Annotated in this window: 17 protein-coding genes; 2 read left to right on the top strand and 15 right to left on the bottom strand. The window is 66.4% G+C overall.

Translation table 11 applies throughout. From position 1 onward, the window contains the following. Nucleotides 1–66 precede the first annotated feature (66 nt). Both CH276_RS03030 and CH276_RS03025 read right to left on the bottom strand, forming a co-directional pair. The gene (locus tag CH276_RS03030) at nucleotides 67–2,070 is read right to left on the bottom strand and encodes an MDR family MFS transporter (protein WP_254923915.1); all 2,004 of its coding nucleotides are present in this window, start codon (nucleotides 2,068–2,070) and stop codon (nucleotides 67–69) included. Between the two features lie 3 nt (nucleotides 2,071–2,073). Next, a complete protein-coding gene (locus CH276_RS03025) occupies nucleotides 2,074–2,559 on the bottom strand; it encodes a MarR family winged helix-turn-helix transcriptional regulator (protein WP_032397378.1) in 486 nt (161 codons plus the stop codon). A gap of 212 nt (nucleotides 2,560–2,771) precedes the next feature. Here CH276_RS03025 and CH276_RS03020 point away from each other — a divergent pair, with 212 nt between their 5' ends. Then, the gene (locus tag CH276_RS03020) at nucleotides 2,772–3,122 is read left to right on the top strand and encodes a VOC family protein (RefSeq protein ID WP_032397112.1); all 351 of its coding nucleotides are present in this window, start codon (nucleotides 2,772–2,774) and stop codon (nucleotides 3,120–3,122) included. 2 nt (nucleotides 3,123–3,124) lie between these two features. Here CH276_RS03020 and CH276_RS03015 read toward each other — a convergent pair whose 3' ends face one another. The 9 genes from CH276_RS03015 to CH276_RS02975 form a co-directional block, all read right to left on the bottom strand. Beyond that, entirely contained in the window at nucleotides 3,125–4,228 is a 1,104-nt protein-coding gene (locus CH276_RS03015) for a TDT family transporter (protein ID WP_094629283.1), read from the bottom strand. Nucleotides 4,229–4,296: 68 nt separating this feature from the next. Continuing rightward, on the bottom strand, nucleotides 4,297–5,205 hold the full coding sequence (locus CH276_RS03010) for a LysR family transcriptional regulator (protein WP_094629284.1): 909 nt from the start codon (nucleotides 5,203–5,205) through the stop codon (nucleotides 4,297–4,299). Between the two features lie 24 nt (nucleotides 5,206–5,229). Continuing rightward, nucleotides 5,230–6,099, bottom strand: a complete 870-nt coding sequence (locus CH276_RS03005) for a GIY-YIG nuclease family protein (protein WP_141214655.1) — start codon at nucleotides 6,097–6,099, stop codon at nucleotides 5,230–5,232. Continuing rightward, nucleotides 6,083–7,267: a DNA cytosine methyltransferase gene (locus tag CH276_RS03000; RefSeq protein WP_254923916.1), complete on the bottom strand. Its 1,185-nt coding sequence runs from the start codon at nucleotides 7,265–7,267 to the stop codon at nucleotides 6,083–6,085. The genes CH276_RS03005 and CH276_RS03000 overlap by 17 nt, the downstream gene beginning before the upstream one ends. A 48-nt stretch (nucleotides 7,268–7,315) precedes the next feature. Continuing rightward, nucleotides 7,316–8,269, bottom strand: coding sequence for a copper resistance D family protein (locus tag CH276_RS02995; protein ID WP_254923917.1), 954 nt, complete (start codon nucleotides 8,267–8,269; stop codon nucleotides 7,316–7,318). Between the two features lie 7 nt (nucleotides 8,270–8,276). Further along, entirely contained in the window at nucleotides 8,277–8,822 is a 546-nt protein-coding gene (gene mprA / locus CH276_RS02990) for an MprA protease, GlyGly-CTERM protein-sorting domain-containing form (protein ID WP_045197945.1), read from the bottom strand. Then, entirely contained in the window at nucleotides 8,819–9,478 is a 660-nt protein-coding gene (locus CH276_RS02985; protein WP_094629308.1) for a YcnI family copper-binding membrane protein, read from the bottom strand. The genes mprA and CH276_RS02985 overlap by 4 nt, the downstream gene beginning before the upstream one ends. A 47-nt stretch (nucleotides 9,479–9,525) precedes the next feature. Beyond that, complete coding sequence (locus tag CH276_RS02980; protein WP_094629285.1) at nucleotides 9,526–10,047, bottom strand: hypothetical protein; 522 nt, start codon at nucleotides 10,045–10,047, stop codon at nucleotides 9,526–9,528. A 15-nt stretch (nucleotides 10,048–10,062) separates the two neighbouring features. After that, nucleotides 10,063–10,713, bottom strand: a complete 651-nt coding sequence (locus tag CH276_RS02975; RefSeq protein ID WP_032397385.1) for a DUF6474 family protein — start codon at nucleotides 10,711–10,713, stop codon at nucleotides 10,063–10,065. A 162-nt stretch (nucleotides 10,714–10,875) separates the two neighbouring features. On the opposite strand from CH276_RS02975, the gene CH276_RS02970 reads away from it, so the two are divergent. Further along, nucleotides 10,876–12,444 (top strand): TM0106 family RecB-like putative nuclease, encoded by a 1,569-nt coding sequence (locus CH276_RS02970; protein WP_094629309.1) that lies wholly within the window; start codon nucleotides 10,876–10,878, stop codon nucleotides 12,442–12,444. A 40-nt stretch (nucleotides 12,445–12,484) separates the two neighbouring features. Here the strand turns inward: CH276_RS02970 and CH276_RS02965 are convergent, their stop codons facing one another. The 4 genes from CH276_RS02965 to CH276_RS02950 all read right to left on the bottom strand — a co-directional run bounded on the left by CH276_RS02965 (nucleotide 12,485) and on the right by CH276_RS02950 (nucleotide 16,438). Beyond that, nucleotides 12,485–13,252 carry an SDR family NAD(P)-dependent oxidoreductase gene (locus CH276_RS02965; RefSeq protein WP_032397116.1) on the bottom strand — a complete coding sequence of 256 codons (768 nt, stop codon included), beginning with the start codon at nucleotides 13,250–13,252 and terminating at the stop codon, nucleotides 12,485–12,487. Between the two features lie 116 nt (nucleotides 13,253–13,368). Continuing rightward, on the bottom strand, nucleotides 13,369–14,208 hold the full coding sequence (locus CH276_RS02960) for a carbohydrate ABC transporter permease (RefSeq protein WP_094629286.1): 840 nt from the start codon (nucleotides 14,206–14,208) through the stop codon (nucleotides 13,369–13,371). Continuing rightward, nucleotides 14,205–15,146 (bottom strand): carbohydrate ABC transporter permease, encoded by a 942-nt coding sequence (locus tag CH276_RS02955; RefSeq protein ID WP_094629287.1) that lies wholly within the window; start codon nucleotides 15,144–15,146, stop codon nucleotides 14,205–14,207. The genes CH276_RS02960 and CH276_RS02955 overlap by 4 nt, the downstream gene beginning before the upstream one ends. Next, nucleotides 15,143–16,438 (bottom strand): ABC transporter substrate-binding protein, encoded by a 1,296-nt coding sequence (locus CH276_RS02950; protein ID WP_094629288.1) that lies wholly within the window; start codon nucleotides 16,436–16,438, stop codon nucleotides 15,143–15,145. The genes CH276_RS02955 and CH276_RS02950 overlap by 4 nt, the downstream gene beginning before the upstream one ends. Nucleotides 16,439–16,526: the final 88 nt, after the last annotated feature.

Below are 16,526 nucleotides of genomic sequence, written 5' to 3'. Positions count from 1 at the left end.
GCATAGAGAACGAAAAATCCCCGCACTCCCGGTGGGGGTGCGGGGAACTTTCGTCGACGCGCGAGCCTAGTTGACGCTGTGTCCGTTCAGTCCGGCGTGTGCGTAGTGATTGCGACTGTCGGGAATGTGGTTGTCTCCCAACACCCGAGCAATCTGCTGCTCACTGAGTCCGAGGCGACGAAGCCGCTCGCAGACGGCATCGAAATCGAGCATTCTCGCGTCGAGTTCCTGCTGCAGTGCAATCACTTCGGCGCGGATGGTCTCGGCCTCGTCCAGTGCCGCCAGCGTGTCCTTCGGCTCGGGTAGCAGCAGGGCGAGCAGCCGGTCACGTGCGTCGGTGCTCAGCCCCTCGAAGGGGCGCTGCCCCGGCTGCGCCTCGTGACGACCCTCGGCGCGGCCGCCCTCGAAGCGACGGTCGGTCTCGTACTCGGCGGAGACGTAATCCTGGGTGGCACCGAAGGAGGGAATCTCGGCGAGCTGGTCCTGCGGCTCATCCTTGGGTCCCTGGGCAGGGGTCGACGCGATGTCGATCGTCTGGCGCAGTGGGCGATTGGGAATGAAGACGACCGCGATCAGCGTGACGATCGCGACGAACCCGGCGATCATGAAGATGCGACCGGTCGCATCACCGTACGCGGTGCGGATGACTTCGAGGACCGGAGCAGGCAGTGAGGTGAGATCGAGCGATCCACCGCCGCCCGACGAGCTGTCGACGCCGAGCTGGGCCAGGCCGGCTGCGGACTTGTCGGCCACCCGGGTTGCCAGCAGGGAACCGAGAACCGAGACGCCGATCGCGCCGCCGAAGGTGCGGAAGAACGCAACAGTCGACGATGCCGCACCGACGTTCTGCACACTGACCGTGTTCTGCACTGCGAGAACGAGATTCTGCATCAGCATGCCGGTACCGAGGCCGACGATCGTGATGAAGATGCCGACCGTGACCAGGCTGGTGGCGTGATCGATGGTGCCCAGGAGCAGGAATCCGATCACCAGCAGGATGGATCCGGTGACGATGAACGGCTTCCACTTTCCGAACTTGGTGATGAGCTGACCCGAACCGACGGAGGCCACGAGCATGCCGAACACCAGTGGGATGGAGAGCAATCCGGCTTCGGTCGGGGTGTAGCCGCGAGCGGTCTGGAAGTACTGGCCGAGGAAGGTGGTGGCTCCGAAGAGGCCGACACCGACGGCGATGGAGGCGATGATGGCCAGGCCGGTCGTTCGCTCGGTGACGATCTTGAGCGGGATGATCGGCGACTTGTGCCGAGCCTCGACGACGACCGTCAGGATCAGCAGCAGAACTCCGCCGCCCACCAGGTAGGCAGTCTCACGGGAGATCCAGGCGTAGTAGTCCGCCTTGCCTGCGAACGAGACCCAGACGAGGAGAACGGAAACGCCTGCGGTGAGCAGGAGTGCGCCGAGCCAGTCGATGGAGACGTTGTCCTTGCGGACGGTCTTGATGTGCAGGGTCTTCTGCAGCAGTCCGAGGGCGATCACGGCAAGCGGCACGCAGACGAAGAAGCACCAACGCCAGCCGAGGGGGCTGTCGACGATGACGCCGCCCAGGATCGGGCCACCGGACATCGACACGGCCATGACCGCTCCGGTGTAGCCGGAGTAGCGGCCGCGATCACGCGGCGAGACGATGGTGCCGATGATGGCGATGACGAGTGCCGTCAGACCACCCATGCCTATGCCCTGGACGACGCGGGCAGCCAGCAGTACCGGCACGTTGTGTGCGAAGCCGGCGATCAGGGAGCCCGCGACGAAGATGACGATCGCGCTCTGGACCAGCACCTTCTTGTTGAACAGGTCGGCGAGCTTGCCCCAGATGGGAGTGGAGGCGGCGTTGGCCAGCAGGGCTGTGGTGATGACCCAGGCGTACGCGGTCTGCGAACCCTTCAGATCACCGATGATGGTGGGCAGCGCCGTCGAGACGATCGTGGTGCTCAGCAGCGCGGTGAACAGCGCAGCCAGCAGGCCGGTGAGTGCCTCGAGGATCTGGCGGTGCGACATCGCGTCGGGATCGACGACTGCCTGATTGGGCGGAGTTTCCGCAGATGTAGTCATGTTCTATCTCGCAATCGATTCAATGCGGACCACGTCCTGGTGCTGGGCGTGGGCGTCTTCGTTGAAGGTGTCGTTCAGTTTGCGGATCGAGTCGAGTGCATCGAGTGCCTCGGACTCGCTCCAGCCGCTCAGCATCTCTGCCAGGCGACGTGCGCGTCTGTCCCAGATTTGTTTCAGTCGAACCTGGCCGACGTCCGACACACAGACCCGGGACGCCCTTCGGTCGTCCGGATCGGGATGCCGATCGATGTAGCCGAGGTCGACGAGGTCCGCGATCTGCCGGCTGAGGGCGGACTGGCTGACGCAGAGCCTGCTGGCCAGGTCGGTCTGTCTGCATTCGCCCTCGGTCGCCAGGATGGCCAACACTCCGGTCAGCGCCTGCGGCAGGGGTGAATCCTCGACTCCGGTGGTCACGGCCCGCTTCAGCGTGCGCCCGAAGAGGAAGACCTCTTCGACCAGCGACTCCGCTGTAGTGGATCGAACTGCCATGAGTGCTCCAACGATGAGTTCCATTTACTTGCTGTCTGCAACCATATATATACATACATGCGCTAAGCAAACATTATTCCTGTCTGGTGGGTCACAGGGTTGGAGCCGGATCGCGATCGGCTCCTCGGATATGGATTCGTGCCTCCGATCGCAGTCGGAAATCCGAAACTGGGGAGTCGATCCGCGGTCGGGGTGGGCGATACAGTCCGGGCATGGACGTTGTGCGCGCGATGCCATTGCTCACGGTCACCGATCTCGATGCGGCGCTGGACAGGTACGTCCAGGTCACCGGCATGGAGGTGGTGATGAATCACGGGTGGATCGCCACGCTCGCGCCGTCGGGTGACAGTGCGGCGCAGCTGAGCCTGATCACCATCGATCCCACCGGGCCGGTCAACCCGTCGGCGTCGATCGAAGTGGACGACGTGGACGCGGCGTACCGGGCAGCGATGGACGCCGAACTCGAGATCGTCTACGAGATCACCAACGAGGAGTGGGGCGTACGCCGATTCTTCTTTCGCGACTCCGACGGCAACGTGGTGAACGTGCTCTCGCACATGTGAGATCAGGCGGGGTACAACAAGTCTCCGCGCCGGATACCGCGAAGAGTGCGGGTGGCCACGGTGAACCAGGCGGCGAGCAGCAAGAGGTACAGGGCAACGGCCAGAGCCTGCACCGCACCGAAATTCAGTGCATGTCCCAGGGCACTCGCCCCGGTGACGCAGGTGCCGACGGGAAAGGTGAACGACCACCACGTCAGCGAGAACCCCAGGTTCCTGCGCGCCGCGTGCACGGTGAGAGCCGTGGCGAGCGCGAACATCAGCACACCGAAGCCGCCCATGATCAGCCCGTAGCCGATGCCGAAGACGTGCAGTCCGACGGCGATCGAGGATTGTGCGCCGGTGAACACCGTCGATGCGTCGGTGCCGAGCAGGTTCGCTGCGGTGATCGACTGGCCGATGAGTCCCAGCGTGATCCACACGGTGGGAGCCGCGTCGACGGGCGGGAGACCGCCGTGCAGCAGACGCCCGTAGATCAGAGTCAGCGTGATCATCCCAACGATCAGCGACAGCCCGAACATCGCGTAGCAGGCGCACAGCAACGCCAGCCGCCATTGGCCCTCAGGTAGGTGCGGAAGCAGCAACGCCCCGGTCGACGCGGAGACCATCGGCGGAACGACGGGCATCAGCCATGCGGGTAGGGCTGTGACCTGCTCCCGGTGAACGGAGGTGATCATGCGGAAGGGAACCACGACGCTGGTGAGCAGACCGGTGATCGTCCCGGCGATCCACAGACCGGCGAACAGCGCGGTCGCCGCGGTGGATCCGAGCAGGTCCGTACCGAGGAGGCCTGCTCCCGCGCCGACGGTGAGCAGTGCCATCGGCGGAGCGCCGTAGAACTGCACCATCACCGGGTGCCGGGCATAGGTGACAGCTCGGTCGCGGTGCCCGATCCAGTGCATCGCGAAGGCCACACCGATCACGACGAGCGCCGTAGCTGCGCAGACCCAGACTGCGACCGCGAACACGTGCAGAGCCGGGGACTGCACCGGCAACGTCGCGGCCGCGGTGGCCACGATGCCGGTCCCCATCACCGCGGCGAACCAGTTGGGGGTGATGTGCTCGAAGGGCTGGCGGCGCACCACGCGGGTAGGAGCTGTCACCGTCATGTGTTCAGCCTGCGGGGTGCCGTGCCGGCTCGGTAGGCACCGGTTCAACACTCAGTCATAACCCAGGGTTATGGCTGCGTCTTCGCAGCCACGGTGAGCAACTCCGCGGCCGGTCCCCTCGGCGCGCGGCCGGACGGCCAGATCGCCCGCAGTTCACGATGCAGTGTCAGTCCTGGAATCGGTACGCGGACCAGGGTCCCGGCAGCCAGCTCGGGAGCGACGGCCAGTGAGCTCAGCACGGCTCCGCCTATTCCCGCTCCGACCGCGGACTTGATCGCCGTCGTCGAGGAGACCTCGAGGAGCGGCGAGGCCGGTTGCCCGAGACCCGCTGCTGCCAAGGCGCTTTCGTAGGCCGAGCGCGTCCCCGACCCGGCCTCCCGCGTCACCAGGGCGGTGCCGACGATCTCGGTGGCCGACGGCGCAGTGGCGGCCCACGAGTGGTCCGGTGCCACCACCAGCACCAGTTCGTCGGTGGCAACGGTACGGTGATCCAGAGCCGTAGGGACACTGGGGCTTTCGATGAAACCGAGGTCGGCGGTTCCCGCGAGCACCTTCTCGGCGACCACCGTCGAGTTACCCGAACTCAGCGTCGGCACGATGTGCGGGACAAGCGTGTGCAGCGTGACCAGCCAGCGCGGCAGTAGATACTCTGCGACAGTCTGACTCGCGGCAATCTGCACATGGCCGATGCGTTCGGCGTGCAACGTGGCGATGGCCGTCGCCAAGTCCTCGGCGGACCGAACGACCGGCGCAGCCCAACTGGCGACGAGCTCACCGAGTTCGGTCAGTACCGTTCCGCGCGCGCCCCGTGTCAGCAATGGCGCGCCGACGCGGCGTTCGAGGGCACGGATGCGCGCACTGGCCGCCGGCTGCGACATGCCGTGGGCTCTGCCCGCTCGCCCGATGCTGCCGAGCTCGGCCACCGACAGCAGCAGATCGATGCTGGTGAGATCGGCAACGTGAGGGGGAAGTGGCACGAGGCGAGCCTACGGCGGGGCGAGTCAGTACTCGCTGAACAGGTCCAACTCGCCGTCGGGCTCGGTGGTGTCCGCGGACTCGATCGCATCTTCCGTGTCTTCGAGATCGTCAGGCTCACTGCGCTCGTGCAGCACCGATCCCACCAGGGCGGTGACGTCGATGGCTGCGGGGTCGGGGAGGGGATGTCCCTCGACGAAGGCGAGTCGCTCGGCCGACAGGTAGGCCAGGCGCACGGCCTGGACCACGAGTACGCGCCGTAGACCCTCGGAGACCTCACCGCGTTCGCGGGTGACCGCAGCCAATCGCGAAATCGTCTCGGCACGACGGGCGATGCGGATGTCGGGGTGCCCGCGCTCGCGGCGGGTCTGCTCCGAGATCAACGATCGACGCAGCGACGCCGGGAGTGCGATGGGCTCCGAGACCGGTGGGATCTTCTCGTTCAGGATCGCCTTGTGTCGAGACTTGTCGATGGCCTCGAGGTACGCCGTGTACTCGTGAGCGTTCAGATCACGCTCGGCTGCGCGGAATCGTTCTGCGCCGTCGGACTTCTTGAGATCCTCGTACTGCCACAGCGGCCAGATCTCGATTTCCGCGACCTCGAAGACGTCGAGTACCCGCATCGCGACGGCGTCGGTGCGCTGGTTGGTCAGGTGACGCTGCACCCGAACGCTGAGCTTTTCCTTGGTCTGCCCCACGTAGATCGGCTCGCCGTCGTAATCGTAGAACGCATACACGCCCCACTTGGCCGCCGACCACACCCGGCCCTGATCGTCCCTCTCGCTCAGCACTTCTCGCAGGGCCGCGCGAAAGGACTGCACATCGTCCGCGGGAAGAGTGCTCTTGCGCGGCGCGACGGCAGACGACCGCAGCGAGGACTTACCGTGACTGGACATGCGCCGCAGCTGTATTCGATGCATGCATCGTTCCGCTGACCAGTGGCATCAGGTAGTGCTCCGCGAGCCACGTGACCACGGGAACGCACACCGCATCACCGAAACCGAAGAGCGCCTGGTTGTTTCGCAGACCGTCGAGTGTGTACTCGCCGGCACCCATCAGGCGAGCGTATTCGAGCGGCGTCATCCAACGCACCTGCAACCGGCCGTTGCCCATCTTCACCACCGCCTGCTTCGACGAACCGCCGCGGGCGGTACGAAGGCAGCCGGAGATGTCGTCGGGCCGAGCCTCCCAGACAGCGACGCCGTTGCGGGTGCGACGGTAGGCGGTGCGGTAGCTGACCTTGCGGGACTTCTTCAGAATCTCGATGCGCTGCAACTGAATCGGCGACAACGACTGCACGAACGCCGCGGTACGGGCTGTGTCCCACCACCGATCGTCTCGGTAGTCCATGCGCTCGACCACATCGCCGAGGCCGCTGGTCAACGGAATCGGCGGACTCGGCAACGGAGCGCGGTGCGTCAGCAACGTCGAATCGCCGTACACCGCCTGCAACCAATCCGGCCGCAGCTCACTGTTGGGATCGCGGGCATCCTCGGGGGGATTCTGCGCGCCGATCAGGAACAGGCGTGGCCGCGACTGCGGAACGAAGCGTCGAGCATCGATGGTGAGCACATCGACCGAGTAGCCGAGCTCGTTGAGTTCTCGCACCGCTGCGGCCAGATCGTCGCCGCCGTGACTGGTGGCCAGCCCGACGACGTTCTCGAGCGCCACCACCTTCGGCCGAGCGGCACCGAGCTCACTCAACACCCGCGTGAAATGCCGGAACGTCGAGGAGTTCTTGCCCGCCAGACCGGCGCGGCCCCCGGCCAACGACAGGTCGGTGCACGGAAACGACGCCCACGCCAACGACAAATCGTCGGGCAGGTCGTCTCCCCGGGTGTGGGCAACATCGCCGAGTTGAAAATGGCCTGCATCGTCACCGAAGTGCTGGCGATACATGTGGTGCTTGTCGCGCTCGATGTCGTTGGCCCACGAGACCTCGAAACCGGCCTGCTCCAAGCCCATTCGCACCAAGCCGATACCGGCGAAGAACTCTGCGACAGTGTGGATGCGGCCGAGCGCAGGTGCCGAGGATCCACCCGGCACCACAGTCAACTTCGGCATGCACTCAGGCTAGTACAGCGCACCGACACGGTTGTGCCTACCGCCGGCTCACGCGGTGGTCGCCAGCGCCGCGGCCAAGCCGAACGCCACCACCAGCAGGCAGACGTGTGCGGCCGCTCGTCCCACCGAGTGCTCCACCGTAGATCGGTGTGCTGCGACGGTCGGCAACCACGTCCCACGGATCCGGTGAGCCAACGCGACCAGGATCACCGTGGCGAGAACCTTCGCGAGAACGATTCGGCCGTAACCGGTCTCGACCACGGCGCCGAGGCTGTCGAGCTTCAGAACCGCGTCCAGCACCCCGGTGGTGGCCACCCCGACGACGCACCAGAACGCGACCCGCGAATAGACCGGCAACAGAGTCGCCCACGCCGATTTGCTCCGTAGACTCAGCGCCATCGCACCCAGTACACCGAGCCACACCGACGCGCACAGCACATGCACGGCAACGGCGAAGGATCCGAACGCGAACTGCGACATGTGACCGGTGATCGGCCGCGCCACCAGGGCGAGGGACGCCAGCACGATCACCGGAATCGGAGACCAGCTCGCCCCCGACCGATACCCGGCCACCCCGACGGCGCACAGAGCGAGCGTCAGGATCACCGTCGCCGAACCCAGACGGCCCACCGAGATCGAGGTGGCGAACGTGGTGAAAGCGCTCGGCGACAACGTCAGTGGCGTACGCCCGGCCGAATCGGCTGCCGCAGCGGCCAGCAGAACGAACTCGGCCACCGCCCACAGCCCCGACAGATAGCCGATCGCGCGCCACATCACCAGCGGGTCGACGGCGGGGCGTCGGGACTCGGAACTGGCGTCCAGGACAGCGAGAACTCCGAACCCCAACACCACCGAGCCCGACGCCACCGCGATCACCCGTAGCCACGACGACCCACCGGGAAAGGTGGGGTACGCCAGCGCGAATGCCGCCGCGACCCCCAGCAACGCCGCAGCTGCGGCGGCGAGCACCAACCGAACGCTTCTCTCGCCCACCGCAGCCACGTCGGTACTACTTCTGGGTCTTCGGCTTGCGCAGGGCGAACCCCAACGCGCCCGCGAAGGCCAGAACCGCGACCACGATCAACACGATGTGTCCGTAGCCGCCGAGGAATCCGCCGTCCGACTCCTCCGAGGTGCCCGACGCGTCGGCCGGTGCCCCGGGAGTGCCGGAACCTTCCTGCGTCAGCGTGAACGTCGCCGTGCCGCTCACGGGATGACCGTCGGCCGAGGTGATGCGGTACGCGAGGGTGTACTCGCCGATCGGTCCCAGTTCACCGACGTCGACGACGACGCTCTGGCCCTCGATGCGTGCGTCGCCCTTCGACCAGATGTTGCCGTCGGGCCCGACGACGTTGAGCGTGGCGAACTGCGACTGCGGCACCTCGTTGAACGACACCGACGCCGTCGCCGGAGACGAGTCGAGGGAGGAGCCGTCGGCCGGGCTGTACCCGGTGACCTGCGAATGCGCCGACGCGATCGGTGCGGCGATCAACAGCACCAGCAGTGCTGCGGCCGAGACGAGCAGTGCCTTCGTGGAAACTACGAGCGATCTCACGAGCGCCGCGCCCTGATCGTCGCGCCGATGCCCAGACCTGCGCCGACGGCTCCCAGTACGAGTCCGACGCCGGCGAGCCAGCGCGCGGTGTTGTCCTCCGACGTCGTCGACGCCTCCGCTGTTGCGGTGGTCTCGGTGTGGGTGCTGCCGTGCGCATCACCGCCGGCCGCGGCCAGAGTCAGAGTGGGAGCGGGCAATTCGGGCTCGCTACCGTCCTCGGTCATCGGCTCGTCCCAGTTCACGACCTCACCGTCGGTGTAGGTCTGAGTGGCCGGGAACGAGACGGTCTCCTGCTCGGGCAGCGGTCCCGCGGAGAGCAGGAACTGCTGGAACTGGCCCGGGCCGACCTCGGAACCGGGGTTCGCCGTCCACGTCACCGACACCGCCAGATCGGCCGAGTCCTTCTCGACGGTGGACGTCCAGCCCGGGATGGGCTGCGTACGAGCAGAATTCAAGCCAGGCAGGGTCACCTTGACCGAACTGGTCGAGGCAGTATCGGACTCGGTGGGAACGCGGAACGTCAGCACCGAGTAGCCGCCCTGCGCGGCGTCGGGTGCCGAGACGACGACGTGTGCGGACGCTGCGCCTGCGCCGATCAGCAACGCGCCGACGGTGGCTCCTGAGACGAACAGGGCACGGGAAAGAGAGCTCTTCATGGATTGGGTCATTTCTGTGCAGAGATGTGCGGGAAAAGGAGTGTCGGTCAGTAGATCGACACCGGGGGCCCGCGACGAGAGATGACCCAGTCGAGCGCAGTGCCGTCCACCGACGGAACCGCAACGGACATGGAGACGCGACCGACGGCGGAACCGTCGGGCAGGGGAGTGAGGAGGGCGAGAACCGCTCGGACGATGGAGGTGATCGGGCCGTAGATGCGCTCGGCCGCGGCGATCGTGAATCCGGCGACGACCGAGGCGACCGCGTGGAAGGCGATCATGGCTGTGCTGGGAAGCAGGGAGTGTGCGTGCATCTGAGCTGCGCTGCCGAGGCTCAGCGCGATGTGGGCGACGAGTTGGCCGGTCAGCAGAGCCGGGAGCAGCAGAACGGTCGAACGCCTGGGCAGGGCTGTCATGGCACCGATACCGATGCCGACGACGATCAGCAGGGCCAGGGCAGAACCGTCGGGCCAGTCGCCGCCGGCCATGCCGTGTGCGGCCACCGCGAGCGCCGCGGTGACGATACCGACAGCTCCGCCGCGAAGCGGGGCGGCGGAGCTGTCGGTCATCGGTTCGTTCAGGGGTCAGCGCACGCCGAGACGGGCGAGCAGATCGGCCTCGATGCCGTCGAGCTCTGCGGAGATAGCGGCGTGTGCGGTCTTGCGGCGAGCGGGCGGCATCTGCTCGGATGCGCGGACAGCGGTGGTCAGATCGTCGAGACGCTCGCTGATCGCGGCACCGAAGCTCTTGGTCTCGGGATCGGAGTGGCGCGCACCGATGGTGCCGAGCGACTTCTCGGCACCGGCGATCCGTGCGCTGAGCTTGCCGCCGTGGCCGGTGTACTCGCTGAGCTGATCGGGTGCAACACCGAGCTGCTGCGCCTTGCGGCTGTCGAGCTGCGCACGAACGACGGTCGCACCGCGGTAGAGGATGGGGGCCAACACCGGAATCAGCAGCCGGGCAATACCGAGATACTTGCGGATCTGAGCCACGCTCAGTGTTCCCTGCATCGCAGCTTTCTGCTGAGCCTTGAGAGCAGAGACCTGCGCCTTCTCGACGTTCTTCTGCGACTTGGCCTCCACCGCGCTGAGCTTGCGCTGTGCCTTCGCGATCGCCTTCAACTGCTTGCGCTCGTTCTTCGCGCCCAGCTTCGCTTCGAGTGTTGCCTTGTGCTTGAGAGCTTTGGCCTCTGCCTTGCGAGTGGCACGACCCTTACGCTTGCGAAACAAACCCATCGACAAGGCTCCTGACATGTGCTGCTGGGCGGGAAAAGTGCGTTCCACACACCTTATCGGGCGGTGGTGTTCGCAGGCTGACGGGCGGTGATCTGCACCGGCTGTCGGAGGGCTGACCTAATGTCTTGAAGTGTGAACGGTCGACGAGCTCCTGCACCCGTGCTGCTCGATGCCGGATCGTTGACGCGGTGCAGGCACCGGCTCTATCTCGACACCGCGTACGGATCGTTGCTGCGCGGTGAACCCGAGAACCCAGGGGTGCGGCAGCGTCGAGAAGCAGCTCAGGCCCACCGGGAGAACATCCGCGCGCAGCTGGCCGTGGACGATCCGATGCTGTGGACCGAGATCGACGAGCCCACCGCCCGAGACGCTGCCGACGCCACCGTCGCCGCCTGTCGGGACGGAGTGGAACGCATCTGGAACGCGGTACTGCCCCTCGAACGCGACACCGGTCGACGCGGGCGCAGCGAACTGCTCGTCCGCGACGCGTCCGGCGGCTACATCCCGGTGATCGTGGTCAACCACAAGGTCACCGACCCCGGCCGCGGCGCGCGCACCACCCCGCTCGATCGATGGTCTCCGGCGATCGACGAGACCCGCAAGGTGCGCAGCCAACTCCGCGACCAGCTCCGGCTCGCTCACCTGTATCGCATGCTGGCGCACGAGGGCCTGGCCACGGCCACGCCCGTCGGCGGCGCGGTGGGCTACAAGGGCGAATGCATGCTGGTGCACGATCTCACCTCGGTCCTCGACGAATACGACACCCGCTTCGCAGACCGGCTCTCGGTGGCACAGGGCACCGCGTTCACTGTTCCCTCCCAGGTCAGTGAGTGCCGATCCTGTTCGTGGTGGTTCGACTGCAAGCCGCAACTCGAGGCCGTTCGTGACGTTTCGCTGGTGGCCTCCGGTTCCCGCGCAGATGTGCTGCGCAGCGCGGGCGTGCGCACCATCGACGAGTTGGCGCAGTGGACCGGCCCGGCACCGGAGGAGTGGCCTTTCGGAAACTTCGACGACGCCGTGTCCGCGGCGCTGGCCTGGCGAGCCGACGTGCCGTTGCTGCGGCGCTCGGAGACCGTGACGGTGCACCGCGCCGACGTCGAGGTGGACGTGGACATGGAGAGCTATCAGGAACACGGCGCGTACCTGTGGGGCACGCTGCTCACCGAAGCGGGTGGCCCGCCGCCGACCTATCGCGGCTTCGTCACCTGGGATCCGCTGCCGACCGTGGACGAGGGCCGCTCGTTCGCGGTGTTCTGGAACTGGCTGATGGACACCAGAGCCGACGCGGCCGCGCGCGGCAAAACCTTTGCCGCGTACTGCTATTCACGGCAGGCGGAGGACAAGTGGTTGCTCGATTCGGCCCGCCGCTTCGCCGACGTTCCCGGGGTGCCCACCGAGGCGCAGATCCACGAGTTCATCGACAGTGAGCAGTGGGTCGACATCTATCAGGCCGTCAGTGATCAGTTCATCTGCCCGAACGGCAAGGGTTTGAAGAAGATTGCGCCGGTGGCAGGATTCGCGTGGCGTGACGACGAGGCCGGCGGCGAGGCGTCCATGGGCTGGTATCGGGAAGCCGTCGGATACGACGCGGAGCCCGACCACACGCAACGCGAGCGACTGCTCGTCTACAACGAGGACGATGTTCTGGCGACGAAAGTGTTGCGCGAGTGGATGTCCGACCGTGCGGAGAAGGAGATCCCGACGGTGGCGGACCTGCGCGCTCGCGCGTGACCCCGCACCGATCGGCGGGGCCACGCGGAGTGGTCGGTGGTTACCGCGGTGCCATGCGGATCGCGCCGTCCATGCGGATGGTCTCGCCGTTGAGGTAATCGTGCTCGGCGATCATCTGGACCAGCTGCGCGTACTCGGTGGGCTGAGCCAGGCGCGACGGGAACGGCACCGACGCCTCGAGGCCCTGACGGTATTCCTCGGTGACGCCGGCCAACATCGGAGTGTCGACGATGCCGGGCGCGATGGTGTTGACGCGGATGCCGACCTGCGCGAGGTCGCGGGCGGCAGTGATGGTCATCGCGTGCACGCCGCCCTTGGAGGCGGTGTAGGCGATCTGGCCGATCTGGCCCTCGAACGCCGCGACGGACGCGGTGTTGATGACGACGCCGCGCTGGCCTGCATCGTCGACGGTCGACTGTGACTGCATCCGGTTCGCGGCCAGCCGCATCACGTTGAACGTGCCCAGCAGGTTGATGGTGATGACGGTGCGGAACAGCTCGAGATCGTGCGGTCCCTTCTTGGACAGGATGCGCCCGGCCCAGCCCACGCCTGCACAGTTGACGACGATGCGCAGCGGCACACCGGATGCGACGATCGTGTCCAGGGCGGCCTCGACCTCGGCCTCGCTGGTGACGTCGGCGGGCAGCAGAGTCACCCCGGCCGGGACGCTGTCTCCGGCGCGCTCGATGGACTGCGGCAGATCGAGCCCGAACACGGTGACGCCTGCGGCGGCCAGACGAGCGGCCGTTGCGGCACCGAGGCCCGACGCTCCACCGGTGACAAGTGCTGCTGTTCCTGAAATCTCCACGTCGTACGATCCCCTTCGCTCACGGTGGCGGGCCGCGGCACAGGCAGCGACCTCGTAGTCGCTTGCACCATAACCGGCGGGACACCTCACCCACCTTCAGGCACCCTGGATGGGACCTACTTGATCCCGCTGCGCGCGAATCCGGCGATGAAGTACTTCTGGAAGAACAGGAACAGCAGTGCCATCGGCACGACGTTGATCAGTGCGAACGCCATCGTGGCACCGTAGTCGCTGTTCGCCTGGCCCTGCAGGTACAGCAGGCCGATGGGCAAGGTGAACAACTCGTTCTCCCGCAGCGCGATCAGTGGCCACGCGAAATCGTTCCACGATTGCAGCAGGCTCATGAAGGTGAGGACAGCGATCAGCGGTCCCGACAGGGGCAGCACGACGCGCCGGAAGATCTGCCAATGCCCGGCACCGTCGAGACGCGCCGCCTCGAGCAGCTCACGCGGAATGCCGAGCATGAACTGGCGTGCGAGGAACAGCCCGAACGCCGACGCCGAACTCGGCAGGATCACCGCCCAGTACGTGCCGTACAGGCCGAGGCCGACGACGATGCGGAACAGTGCCACCATGATCACCTGCACGGGCAACACCAACGTGGCCAGCGCGATGAAGAACAGTGGCGTCGAGAACCGAAACCTCAAGTGTGCAAACGCATATCCCGCGAGCAGGCTCGTGACCACGGTGATGATCGTGACCACGACGGCGATGGCGATCGAGTTGCCGAGCCACGTCGCGACCGGGAACGAGTCGAACACGCGAGTGACGTTCTCCCACGTCACCTGGCGCGGCCACAGGCGCAGTTCGCCGCCGCCCAGCAACTCGCCGCGAGTCGAGAACGCCACGGCGAGCATCCAGTACAGCGGAGCGACGGTGATCAGGCCGATGACGGCGATGACCACCGTGCGCAGTACCTGTGCCCGGCGAGCGGACGCGTTCCTCGGCCCACTCATTCGACCAGATCCTTCGTTCGGCTCGCGCGCCACTGTGCGGCGGCGAAGACGAGGGCGAACAGGAACAGCACCATGCCGATCGACGCGGCGTAGCCCTGATCGCGGGTGACGAACCCCGTCTCGTAGGCGTAGGTGACCAACACCGATGTCGCCCCGCCCGGTCCGCCGCCGGTGAGAACGAAGACCAGATCGAACACCTGGAACGAGTAGATGACGTTGAGCACCAGCAGGAAGAACGACGTCGGACCGAGCAGCGGCACCGTCACGTTCCGGAAGCGTTGGAACGCGTTGGCACCGTCCAACCGGGCCGCCTCGTACAGATCGGGACCGAGACCTTGAAGGCCGGCCAGGTAGATCAGCATGTTCAGCCCGGTGCGCCACCACACGGTGGCGATGACGATCGATGCGAATGCCGGCCCTGGAGACGATTGCCAGTCGATGGCGGGCAGACCGAGGAACCCGATCAGATTGTTGAGCACACCCGAGTTCTGGTCGAACACCAGAATGCCGATCAGGCCGGTCGCCACACCGGAGACGGCCATCGGCAGGATCACCAGCGAGCGCCACAGCGGCCGGGCGGGCAGCGCGGAATTGAGCAGTACGGCCGCGATCAGACCGAACAGCATCGACAGCGGAGTCACCAACGCGGTGAACAGCAGAGTATTGATCAGTGCCCGCCAGAACAGCGGATCCTCCACCAGGCGTGCGTAATTCGCTGCGCCGACGAACTCGCCTGCACCGAATCCGTCCGTCTGCTGCAGGCTGACGACGAACGCGGCGACGAGGGGAACGAGCACGAACACCGCCAACAGTGCGTAGCTGGGGGCGAGAAACCCGGCGGCTGCGAACGCCTCCTTCCTGGCCCCGGCGCGCTTGGTCTCGGCTTCGGGCCCTGGCCCGGTTTTCTGCCCGGCCCGGGTGATCGGTTCGGCCGTCATGCGCCGGTGACCTCGGCTATTCCGCTCTGCAACGCGGAGACGGTGGCAGCGGCATCCTGCGAACCCGCGAACGCGAGATCGAGCTGCTCCTTCAGAACCGGGATGATCGCCGACATCGACGGGGATGCCACCTGAGCTGCATCCTGCGGCTGCACGGTGGTCGCCTGTGCCGCGAAGATCGGAGCCAGTTCCGAGCGAACATCGAACTCGAGGTCGGAGTTGAGCAGGTCGTTGCGCGTCGGCAGCAGTGAGGCGGCACGGCAGAAGTTCCGCATCTGCTCCTGCTGGGTGACGAACTCGAGGAACGACGCCGCCAGCTCCGGCTGAGAGGTCTGCGACGTCGCCACCAGTGCGTTGCCGCCGAAGTCGCCGCCGCCCCGGCGATCTCGCGGCGCGTAGGTGGCCGTCCAATCGAAACTGGCCGTGGCATCGGCGTCGGGCAATTGGAACGCACCCGACCAGACCATGGCCACCGACTGCGAGAACCAGGCCTCGCTGGCGTAACTCGACGACGCGATGGTGTTGTTGGCCGGCACGTAGCTCTTCGAGAAGAAGGACGACGAGAATTCGACGGCCCGTCGAGCCTCGTCGGAGTCGATCAGTGGCGTCTTCTGGTCCTCGGCCAGGAAGGATCCGCCGGCCTGGAACAGCAGGCTGAGCCAGCGGGTGACACCGTTGCCCTGCCAGTTGTAGGCCCACGGGTACTGGTCCGCCGGCAGCGAGGAACGCAGTCGGTCACCGATCGACGCCAACTCGTCCCACGTCCAGGCGTCGTCCAGCGTGGTCGGAACCGAGTCGATACCGGCCTGCGACAACAGGTTTCGGTTCACCAGAATTGCCGAGGTATCGGTGTGGTGCGGCAGGCCGTAGGGAATTCCGCCGTTCTGCACCGCAGCCCACGCCGTCGGCGTGAACTGATCACGTGTGTCCGTTTCCAACAGCGGCGACAGATCCAGCAGTTGGCCGCGGCCTGCATACGCGCCGAACGTGTAGTACGGCACGCGGAAGATGTCGGGCGGATTGCCCGCCTGGAGCTGGGCGTCGATGTTGGTGAACATCTGCTCGTACGGCACCGCGTTGAGGGTGATCGTCGACCCGGGATTGGCCGCCTCGAACGCGTCGATCGAGGCTCGGAAGCCGGCCAACTCGGCGTCGGTTCCCCACGTGGTGAACGTCAGCGTGCCCTCGGCCTGGTGCGACGGGCTGGACTTGACGAAACCGCACCCCGCCAGCAGCAACGGCACTGCGGCGGCACCGGATCCGATCAGGAAGGATCGACGATCGAGAGGCATTGCTGGGCTCCGTTCATCGGCTGCCGGTGCGGCAGACCAACTGGTCCGCCGCAGGGTAACCACGACGGTCTGCGCCCAAACCCGGCCG

The sequence above is a fragment of the Rhodococcus sp. 06-470-2 genome (assembly GCF_002258235.1).
GTDB lineage: Bacteria > Actinomycetota > Actinomycetes > Mycobacteriales > Mycobacteriaceae > Rhodococcoides.
This window is presented reverse-complemented; position numbering and strand designations above follow the sequence as displayed.